A 10736-nucleotide genomic window follows, 5' to 3' on the forward strand; every position below is an offset into this window, starting at 1 on the left:
GGCCGCTGGCCTGGGGCTTTTATGTGGGTGACGAGAATCGAACTCGCGCTCTGAGCTTGGGAATCAGCGGTGCTTGAGCCGTTGAAAGGGCTATGACCTGCGCTTTCTCGTGAGGAAGCTTGGATTGCCATGGTCTCTGGAAGCTGTACCTGACCGCTGCTGTCCGCTCTGCTGGGCACGGATGGGGCACGAGGGTAGCGGTGCGGCGGACCCTGCCAGGGGGTGTGCTCGGGGTGGGCTGCCGGGTCAGAAAGGGATGATGCGGACCTGGTTGCCGCAGAGCTTGGTCACGTCGTCGCTGTCGGAGGTCAGGAGGGCGACGGGTTTTGGCTGACGCAGGGCGACCTCGGCGACCGTGGCGTCGATGGCGTACTTGTGTCCGTGCAGCCCGGCGCCCTTGAGGAGTTCCGCTGCTGCTTTCGCCGCTTGTTCGGTGACCGGCTCCACCTTGACGCGGGACAGAGCCCAGTTCAGGCGAGGCATGTTGGTACGGGAGTGGCTGACTTCCACGATGGTGTTCGCCCCGATCACGAGGTCGGCTCCCATGTCGTGAAAGACCTGAAGCATGGCGAGGAGCTTGCGGTCCTGACCGATCCAGGCGGAGAGCCCTTCCGAGTCCAGGACAACGGTCTCGATGCGCTCGCTCACGCGGCGTCCGCGCCCTTGGAGGTGCCGGCGGAGCCGAAGATCTTCGTGCGTGCCTCGGCGAGTTCCTCGTCGCTGAAGGGTCCGTGCTCTTCCTCATGGCGGCGGAGGTCCTCGCCCAGAAGCTGGTGCCGGATCTGGCGGGCTACGGCCTCCGCTACGTAGCCGGAGACGTTGTCCGTGAGCTTGCGAAGCTCCGCCACCTGGTCGCTGGGGAGGGTGACGGTGATGCGAGTCGTTGAGGACATGATGGCATCATACTGGAGTATGCGCGTAGTGGCGTGTGCTTCGGGTGCGATCCTGCGGGGTCCAGCGGTGAAACGGGGCGTCGTGGTCGGGCTGTCCGTGGCGGGGGGAGGCGCCGGCACGATCCGGCCATCGCGTGGCGCAGGTCACTCGAAATGGATCTCGCGATATGAGATGGCTAGCATCGAGCCGTTGTCCAGAGGCTCGCGCTTCTCAATTCCGCGCGATAATCGGTCCTTTATGGCACGCGAATGGCGCGCGGCCCTGAGATGGTCTAGATAACAAACAACCCCCGGGTCATTGCCCTGGGGGTTCATCGTGGAGCGGGTGACGAGAATCGAACTCGCGCTCTGAGCTTGGGAATCACAGGCGCTTTGTTTGCTTTCTCGCAGGTCAGCGGCTTACGTGGCTGTTGGGTGTGATCTGCGGAGCCGCCGTCACGTGCTCCGGGTGGCCGTGGTTTACCGCCCCTACTGGTGCGGCAGTGGCGTGAGACGGACATTTGCGCCGCGTCGGGCCACGCCTGCGGCAGCGATCAGGCGCGCGGCGAAGCCGTGGACTGCCCGCCGGCCCTGGCCCGGGACAGCGGCCGCCTGAGGTGCCATCGATGATGCGGACGCAGCCCGGCGGCGGAGTGTTTCCGCTCGTGAGGGCTTTGGGTGCCGAAATGGGTAAGAAGCCGCTCAATCGAGTGAACTGGCAGAGGTTTATTTTTGGCACCCACCGCGATGTTGCAGCTTGCTGGCCGGACCATTACCAGGACCGAAACCATGTGATCGACGGCGGTGTCGACACGGTGTCCCGTCTGGGCCACGCTGTGTGCCGGTGGCGCGCCTTGCGCGTACGCCGTGCTCGCCTTGTGAGAAGCGAACGAGGGGTGTGCCGCGTGGGGGACGATACCTTCGACGACCGGCTGAGCCGGAATCCGATTGCCATCGTGGGGCTCGCGGGGACGTTTCCCTCGGCCCGGGACGTACGGGAATTCTGGCGCGACATCATGATCGGCACCGACTGCACAGACCATTGCGATCCTGATCCCTTCGCCGGGACACGACCTACTGCCACCACGGTGGATGCCACCGGACGACGCCGAATTCCTGAGCACCGCCCACGCGAGCGGGTGGCTGTTGCGGTCCGCCGGCGTTCCCACAGCGTCCTGAGAGAAGAAACTCGTCATGCGGGATGACAGCGGGATCTCCGATGCCTACAGCGACGAGAACGTGCTCTTCCACGTCCTCAGGCACATGGGGTGGGGCGATCTGGTGAACCTCGGGTACTTCACCGTTCCCACCCTGCCCGCGCTGTTGGGCGGGTTGGCCTTCTTCCAACGCCGTCTGGCCCGGCAGTCGATGTCGCTGCTGCGGACGTCAGCCGGGCAACGGGTGCTCGACGCCTGCTGCGGACGAGGCCGTACGACGGCCGCGCTGGGTCAAGTCGGCTGCGATGTCCTCGGATTGGACGTCAGTGACGGGCAGATCAGCCAGGCGCGGACGCGTTTCGGGCGCTTTCCGAATGTCGCGTTCGCGGTTGCCGATGTGACCGCTCTGCCTCCGCGGGCAGTTGGCTGGGACCTTGGTGACGGCTCGTTCGATCAGGTGCACTGTCTCGAAGCGGCCTTCCACTTCGGTCCGGCAGGCCGGCGGGCTTTCCTGTCCGAAAGCTTCCGCGTTCTGCGTCCCGGTGGCCGGCTTGTCCTTGTCGATTTCACCTGGCGTACTGCGGACCCGCACATGATCCAGGATCTCGACCCGTCCGGCCTGGTACGCGGGGCCTGGCAGTTCGAGGAATTCGAGCCCCTGGACAGCTATCTCAAGCACGCCCTCGCGGTCGGCTTTCGCGTGGAGAACGTCCTGGACTGGTCCAGCGCCGTCACCGACCGTTTCGCGTGGGTGAGCACCTGGGCCGCGACCATGGCGGGGTCCCGCGCGGGCCGGGAGACGTTGTGCCTGCGCTGGCGGGGTCTTCGGGAACTCAGTGCCCGCGACTGGCAGTACTTCGTCAAAGCCGTCCACGCCCACCGGGCGGTAAGCACAGCCACCGGGTACAACGCATTGGTCCTCGACAAGTCCGCGTGACGGGAAACAGGGACATGCCGCGTCCGGGTGGCCCCAGGACAGTCAGGACAGTGACCGACCAGCAGGTGGGCGCCACGCACCGGTCGGCACGGACGACGGCGAACGATGTGTCGGCGTTTCATTGTGCGTGGACGGAGCGAACGGTGACCTTGTCTCCCACGTGGTTCACCTGGACGTAATACGGCTGCCCCGATGCGACGCGGGCGGTCCGCAGGTCGGCGTTCACCTCCACCGTGGACGGATGCACCCCGGCCAGACGACCGACGTGCTCCTTGACGGCCATGAGCTCAAGGTGATCACTGGCCCGGGAGTCCGGCGGCAGGCCCCACGCGTGCGCCACCGTGCCTCGCAGCCAGTCCACCTCGTCCACCTCCCCCGCGTGGAGTGTCGTCGTCCCGTCCACGGTCCTGGTCAGCCCCGGCCCGTTGAGGGGACGAGCGTTGGCCAAGAACTCCCGGCGCTCAACCGGCGATACACGGGAGAGCAACCCGATCGGCAACAGAATGCAGATCAGCCGCAGCACCGCCGCGACCCGTCCGTCCACACAGAACTGGATCTCGGTCGCAGGCAACGGCCCGAGGCCCGCTTGGCCGGAGCCGAAACCGGTGAAGCGGGCCTCGACCTCGATCTCACCGGCATCCGGCAGGGCTTCGAACAGCTCCAGCGAGTCCACCCGGAGCGGAAATCCGACCTTGCCGTCACCGATCTCCGCTACCCATCGCCACAGGCTGTTGTTCGGGATGGCCTGCACCCCCGCGTCCAGCAGCCCCTGACCCAGGCACCCCTTCGGCACCGTTCCGCGCCCGGCATCGAGGATCGCGGAGGAGCCGGTGGACCCGGTCGCCCACGAGGTCAGGTACTGGAACGACGGGCCGTGGAAGAGTTCGGCCGACTCGTACGGGTCGGGCTGGACCACGGCGTCCGGCAGCGCGGCGAACCTGTCCGGCCGGGTGTCCGGCCAGTCGCCCACCAGTACAGTGGCCCGCGCCACCTCCTCGTACCGGGACAGCGCGGGCATTCCCGCTTCCCGCCACGTCAGCAGTTTCACCGCGAGCCCGGTCGGCCCGGGTTCCACCTCGGTCCGCAGCCGGACGGGTTCGGTGAGCGGTATCCAGCGGCGAAGACGAACGTCGCGCACGGCGACCACGCTCTGCCCGGTGTAGTCCGCCGCGGCCTGGGAAAGCCTGTCGACCACGGACATCATCGGCATCGCGGGGAGTGTCCAGGTCGGACAGTGGTCAGCCACCCAGGTATCGACGCCGGGATCGAGCAGCGTGTCCACCACCGACGGCGAGCCGTCTCCCGGCACGACGCGCATGCCGATCCCCCGGGCGTGGTAAATGCATGTGTCGTCCCCCCAGAGCCGGGCTTCGGCGATCGCATAGCGCCCACGCGCGTCCTCGCCGGCTTCCATGATGTCCATCTCCACCCTGATCAACCGGTTGGCCGGGGTGATCTGTCCGCGGTACTTCCAGATCACCTCGTGACCGAGCATGACGGGCTCGAACCGGGGCCGCGGTACGCCCGCGGTGAGTCCGCGCTCGATCAAGTAGAACTGGAGAAGTTGGCACATCGCCTCGATTCCGAGTGAGCCCGGCTGAACCGGGTCCTGGAAGAAGTGCGCCTTGAAGAACCACTCGCCCGCGTCGACGTCCTTCTCCGACCGCAGTCGCCCGAGCCCGGCGTCGCCTCCTTCCGGCCAGTAACCGGTGATCCGGTCGAGCATCAGCAGCATGGGACCGGGCAGCCGGGCCGGACTGCCGAAGTAGCGGTCGGGAGACATCGTGAGGTCGACCGTCCGGTCGCAGGGAGCTTCCAGAGCGGCCAGGTCCCGCTCGGACACGGGCAGTCCGGTCTGGTTGTCGAAGGCCGACGACGGGAAGTACCCGAACACGGTCGACAGCGAGAAGACCTCCGCGTCGTCGGCGAAACAGCGCACCCCGAACGACATGATGATCATCTCACCGCTCCGTGAGACGGTGGTCAGGTCCGCCTCGGTGCGCACGGTCCCTGTCGTCGGCAGGATCTCGCCGGTAACTGTTCCCGTCCCGTCGAGGTTACGGAAGAGCAGATCGGTCTCGGTGGTCAGTGGGGCGCCGGTGTAGCCGGCCAGCCACCCGCACGGTTGCAGCGCGATTTCCATGAGCACGGCGAACGGCATGACGCCGCCGTTCTGCTCGAAATACCACGCCTGGTCGGGCACGTCGTACTCGGCAACCACGCTGCTGCCCTGCCGCATGGCGCCCTGCGGATCGTCCACCGAGACGACACGGGTCATGAAGTGGTAGGGCGGACCGGGCAGTCGTGCGATCCTCCGCGTGCCGTCGAAGGGTGCGGCCGCGGCGCCGAACGCCTCGCTCGGCCTTCCCCACGCGCCCGCCAGCAAGGAGGGGTAGTCGAAGGCGAACCCGTCGGACACGGCTGCCGCCTTGGAGTCGCGGTAGCCGACCAGGCCGCCGAGCGAAGCGAGCGGGAGCGGGGTGCCGTTCGTCTGCTCCACGTGCTCTCCCAGCCGCCGCCAGTGCGACAGCGGCCAGTCGGGTACCAGTCGGAGTGTGATGTTCCGACCGTGAAATGCCTTGATCCCGTCGACGGTGCCCAGCACGTCGGCGTACAGCGTCGGCACCGGCCCGGCAGAGAGGCCGTGCACGAACACCTCGTACACGACCCGCTTGCTCGCCGGGGTGGCCTGCCCCCGGCACCGGACGGTGTACGGCCGCTCGTCCGCCACCTCAAAGCGCCAACCGTCCCTGGTGACGGCGAAGCCCGTGGCCGCCAGGTAGAAGGCCATGGCCTGCAGCCCGCCCTGGAGCATCAGGGTTCCTGGCATGCAGGGATCATTCTTGAAGTGCCCGTCGAAGAACCAGTCGTCCGGCGAGACAGGCGTCTCGGCGCGGAGGTAGCCGCGTCCCCACGGGCCGCCGGCCGGGTCGAACGCGGTTACCTCCTGGAGCAGCAGCAGCCGGCCGCTGTCGATACGAGGCGGGCGCACATGCGCCCTGGTCGCTTCCCAGCCGGGGCCGAAGCAGTCCGCCGGCCGTCCGTCGGCGAAGGCCAGCACCTGCTGGGCGGTGAAACTCGATGGAGCGCCTGGCACCGCCGGAGCGTCGAGGGGAACGCCTTCGGCCGGTGAGGAGTCGGCGGGGTCCCAGCGCACTCCGTCGGTGCTGTCGAGTTCGGCCTTGGTGAAGAAGCCGGCCTGACCGTCGCGGACGCTCAGCCGGAGCTGGTCTCCGACGTAGCAGTCGTAGCGGAAGAAGAAGAGGCGGACACCGTTGTGCTGGGCGTGCCGCTCGATGTGGATCTCGTACCGCAGTGTCTCCCCCGCCTCGGGCTGACCGCCGTAATACGTCAGCTCGCATCCCAGCAGCCGGTAGGCCCGCTCGCCTCGGTTGACCAGGTCGATCCCGAGCCAGCTGATCAGCAACAGATCCGCCTGGCCCGCCTCGATCATCAGGGCCGCAGGAATCCGTCCGGTGGCGTCGAGATACCAGCTGTCGAGGCGGATGTCCGTCTCGGTCCAGATCGTGCCGGTGGCGTGCTCCGGGCCGAGTTCGACCAGTGCTGCGGGTACGGCGTCGATTCCGGTGACCCGGTCCGCGAGGAGCATCGGCGGCTCGGGCATCCGCGTCTGCACCGGGTACTCGTCCTGCGCGGCGAACTTCGGACCGAAGAGGGTGGAGATCCGCTGCGCGGCGAGGTGTTCCAGTCCGGCCCGGTCGAACTTCGGTCCTGGCAAGGACTCCGGCAACTGGGAACCGGTTGGTATGGCCGGCGGCGGAGCGGCCGGGCGCACCGGCGGTGGGGGCGGAGACGGAGGCGGTGGTGTGGTTCCCGCCGCGGCGTTCACCAGTGCCGTGAGCATCTGAGCTCTGGTCTGGAGGAACCTCTGGTGCGACAGCATGTGCTGGGCGACGACGTCCTGGTGCAGCGCGATCACGCGGTGGCTGTGCTGGGCGACCAGCGCGTGCGTGGTCGTCGGCTGCGACACGGCGGGGGCGGGGGCTGGGACGTCGGGGACGGCGCGAGCGTGTTCCGCGTCGGCGATGACGGGCGGACCGGTCTCGTACGCCAGAGCCAGGGCCGGGGCCAGTTGAGGGGCTCGCGGCATGATCACCACCGGTTGTCCGACGGAGGGCAAGCTGATCTCCCGGTGTGCGGGCACCTTCATGGTGGGTTCGCCCTTTGCTTGTACGGGTGCCGCCGCCCGGAGCTGTTCGAAGAAAGCGTCCGCGCGGACGGGCACCCCGGCGACGACGAGTTCGGCCACGGCGAGGCACAGCTGCCGCAGTCCCCTGCCCTGCGGGGCGTCGAGCGCGACGGCCACATGGTCGCGGTCGCCCAGGATGCGCTTGATCCATCCGGTGCACAGGCCACGGGGCCCGTGCTCCACGAAAACCCGGACTCCGTCGTCCCATGCCCGCTCGATCGTGCCCGCGAAGTCGATCGTGCCGACGCCCTGCGCGGTGACCGCGTCAGCCGCCCGCTCGGCCGTTGGGGAGTACGAGTCAGTGGTGGCCCCGCTGTAGAACCGCACCCCTGGCACGTCGGTGGTGGGACGGTGGTGGAGGTTCCACCACCGGTCGCGGACCTCGGCCAGTTCGGGGGCGTGCGCGGCCAGGTCGTATTCGATCGGGATGACGTGGGCGGCGCCGAGCCGCGCCATGACGAGGCCACAAGCCCGCGACTCGCCGCCGACCACGCACACGCCTGGGGCGTTGATCGCCATCAGGTGGACCGCGCGTTCGCCCGCGAGTTCGGCGCGGACCCGGTCGACAGGGGCGGTGACCAGGTAGCTCGACCAGCGATCACCCCGTACGCCAAGGCGTTCCCACGCACGCCGTACCGCCCGGAGTTCACCGGTGAGGTCTCTGGTGAAGATGCCGCTCTCCCAAGCTTCCCGCCGGAGGTCCGCGACGTCCCGCCACGCCCCCAGAGCCACGAGGGCGGCCGACTCACCGGAGGAGTAGCCGATGGCGGCGTCCGGTCTCAGCCCGAGCAGCCCTCGGGTGACTTCGGTGTGGACGGTGGCCAGTTGGGCGGCTCCCCAGATCTGGTCGAACACCAGCGGCTCCGATCCGGGCTTCGGCGGCCGTACGGCGGCTGCCCCGAAGGCGCCCGTGGCGGCCTCGCTCACCGAGGGCAGGGCCAGCGTCACTTCGCGGCCCATGCCTGGGTAGGCGGCCGAGCCGTTGGTGAACACGAATGCGATCTGTCCCGGCACCGGCAGGTCCCGGTAGAGCACGCCGGGTGGCTTGACGCCGCCATCGGCGAGCCAGCGCCTGGCGGCGTCCCGCTGCGAGGAGAGAGCCTCCTCGGCCACGAAAGCCAGCCGTGCGGGACCGTCCGAGGACTCGGCTCCGGCGTCCAGCGCGGCCAGGACCTCCTGCCGGTCACGGCCGGAGAAGACGTGCAGTCGTGGCGCCGGTCCGGTCATCCAGGGCCCGGCGTCACCGGCCCGCAGCCGGACACTCACCGGGGGTGCTCCCAGCGGCGACACCACGACCGCCGCGGTACACAGATCCGGATCGGGTTCAGCGCGGCCCCCCACCCTGGGCATCGCGCGATGCCGAAGGGCAGTCGCCGCGACCGCGACCCCCAGCAGTCCCTGAGCGGCATGAGCCCGGCCGAAGAGCCCGGCCGGATCGAACCCGGCCTCCGCGCCGTCACCGACGACCAGATCCGGCCGCGCGGTGGGTTCGTCGTCCAGCAGGGCGAGCACGGTATCCCCGTCCCGGCGGGCGTCCTTGAGGCGCTTCAGGACCACCACTACGGCGGCGTCCCCTGGAGCGGTCTCACGTCCCAGCTCACGCAGTGCCGTCTGGTGGACCGGTTCACAGGACAGGTCCACCGCACCGACGAGCGCGGCGTCGGCCTCGCCGGTTCTGATGGCGCGTGCCGCGATGTCCAGCGCGACCAGGCCGGATGCCTCCTCGGCCGACACCGTGAATCCGGGGCCGCCGAGGTCCAACTGGGTGTTGACGCGGTTGGCCGCGAGGTTGGGCAGGCTTCCGACCACTCGCTCCGAGACCATTGGCGAGGAAAACGCGTCCCGCAACCGGGCGATCAGTTCGGGATCGGTGCGGTGCCCGGTCTTTTCGAGCCACGACGGAACCCGCCAGCGCGCGGCCGCACCGGCGATCTGCACGTCCACGCCCGTTCCGACGAGCACCATGGTCCTCTCACGTGACAGGGCGATGTCCCGTACGGCTTCCCGTGCGGCCTCCAGCACCAGGAGTTGTTGGGGACTGGCGTCTTTCACAGCCAGCGGAGGGAAGCACAGGCCCGGCAGGGCCACGTCGAGTTCCGTCGCCGGTCCGCGCCGCTCGCCGTTGAGCACCGCGCGGCGGAAGTCCTCGGCGTCGGACCCGTCGCCGACACGGGCTCCGATGGACACGATCGCCACCGGCTCAGGGGAAACCCGCGGGGTCGGCAACGCCGTTGCCCGGGTGCCGGCGACACCGTCCCATGCGTCGATGACCAGATGAGCGTTGGCGCCGCCGAAGCCGAAGGCGCTGACGGCGGCGCGGCGAAGCCCCTGCCACTGCTCGGACGCGCCCAGTATCCGCAGGGGAGTGCCGCTCAGTTCGGCGAGCGGTTCCTCGGCGCCGAGCGTCGCCGGGCGGATGCCCGCCCGCATCGCGCCGAGCACCTTGAGCAGCCCACTGGCACCGGCCGGCGCCAGCAGGTGGCCGACATTGGATTTCACAGAACCGATGGGAACGTCGGTGCTGTCCGCGAAGACGCGGGACATGCTGCGTGCTTCCACCGCGTCCCCGACCGGTGTACCCGTCGCGTGGCACTCGACGAGCGAGACGGTTTCCGGTGCGATCTCCGCCATGGCGAAGGCCAGGCGCATCGCTCTCTCCTGGCCTTCCTCCGCCGGACTGAGCAGCCCACGGCCGCGCCCGTCGTTGGACAGCCCGATGCCCCGGATCACCCCGAGAACGGGCACCCGGGCGGCGAGCGCGTCACCCAGCCGCATCAGGGCGACGAATCCGGCGCCCTCGCCGTGCAGCAACCCGTCGGCGTCGCGGTGGAAGGGACGGCTGCGGCTGCTCCGGCTCACCGCGGACAGTCCGCAGAACCCCACGTGCAGAAACAGGTTGTCGACCCGGTTGACCCCTCCGGCCACCATCACGTCCGCCGTGCCGTCGTGCAGGCGGTCGCAGGCCAGCTTGATCGCGTACAACGACGAGGCACAAGCGGCGTCGAGCGCGAACGCCCCCGCCCCGAGCCCCAGCGCCTTGGCCGCGAAGTGCGCGGGAAACCCCGAGGAGAACCGGTTGCGAGCGTCGGGCCTGACCCGCCGTCCCCCGGTCAGCAGGGACGGCGCCTCATCGGACAGCCACACGTGCTCGGCGAAGGCTGAGCCCGCGCTTGTCGGGTAGGACAGGTTTCCCAGCACCAGTCCGGCGCGCGGCAGCGGCCCGTCGTGTCCGGCCTCCCGCAATGCCTGCCGGGTGCCGTGCAGCACCCAGTGGAACAGCGGGTCCAGACCCAGGATCTGTTCCGGATCCACGAGAAACCCGTTCGGGTCGAACGCGGTGTCAAAGCCCCGTACGTAACCGCCGACGTCGGTCCAGGAACGGTCGAGGTGATCGTCGACGGTTCCCATGGCCCACCGGTGAGGCAACCGCCACCGGCCGTCCGGAACCGGCGTGAGGCTGCACCGGCCCGCGACGATGTTGTCCCAGAACGTATCCGGGTCGAGTGCGTCGGGGAACACACACCCCCGGCCGACGACGGCGATCGGTTCGAATCCCATAC

General features: G+C 69.0%; 5 protein-coding genes. 2 read left to right on the forward strand and 3 right to left on the reverse strand.

Annotated features, from left to right (window positions below; translation table 11 throughout):
• Positions 1-246: 246 nt before the first annotated feature.
• Entirely contained in the window at positions 247-648 is a 402-nt protein-coding gene (locus ABZ707_RS13250; RefSeq protein WP_360172463.1) for a DNA-binding protein, read from the reverse strand.
• Positions 645-893, reverse strand: coding sequence for a type II toxin-antitoxin system CcdA family antitoxin (locus ABZ707_RS13255; protein ID WP_360172466.1), 249 nt, complete (start codon positions 891-893; stop codon positions 645-647). The genes ABZ707_RS13250 and ABZ707_RS13255 overlap by 4 nt, the downstream gene beginning before the upstream one ends.
• 605 nt (positions 894-1498) lie before the next feature.
• Here ABZ707_RS13255 and ABZ707_RS13260 point away from each other — a divergent pair.
• Together ABZ707_RS13260 and ABZ707_RS13265 are read left to right on the forward strand one after the other, a co-directional pair.
• Positions 1499-2077: a beta-ketoacyl synthase N-terminal-like domain-containing protein gene (locus ABZ707_RS13260; RefSeq protein WP_360172469.1), complete on the forward strand. Its 579-nt coding sequence runs from the start codon at positions 1499-1501 to the stop codon at positions 2075-2077.
• On the forward strand, positions 2067-2966 hold the full coding sequence (locus ABZ707_RS13265; protein WP_360172472.1) for a class I SAM-dependent methyltransferase: 900 nt from the start codon (positions 2067-2069) through the stop codon (positions 2964-2966). The genes ABZ707_RS13260 and ABZ707_RS13265 overlap by 11 nt, the downstream gene beginning before the upstream one ends.
• 118 nt (positions 2967-3084) lie before the next feature.
• Here ABZ707_RS13265 and ABZ707_RS13270 read toward each other — a convergent pair whose 3' ends face one another.
• The gene (locus ABZ707_RS13270) at positions 3085-10734 is read right to left on the reverse strand and encodes a beta-ketoacyl synthase N-terminal-like domain-containing protein (protein ID WP_360172475.1); all 7650 of its coding nucleotides are present in this window, start codon (positions 10732-10734) and stop codon (positions 3085-3087) included.
• Between the last annotated feature and the right edge of the window lie 2 nt (positions 10735-10736).

The organism is Streptomyces sp. NPDC006923, assembly GCF_040635655.1.
Lineage (GTDB): Bacteria > Actinomycetota > Actinomycetes > Streptomycetales > Streptomycetaceae > Streptomyces.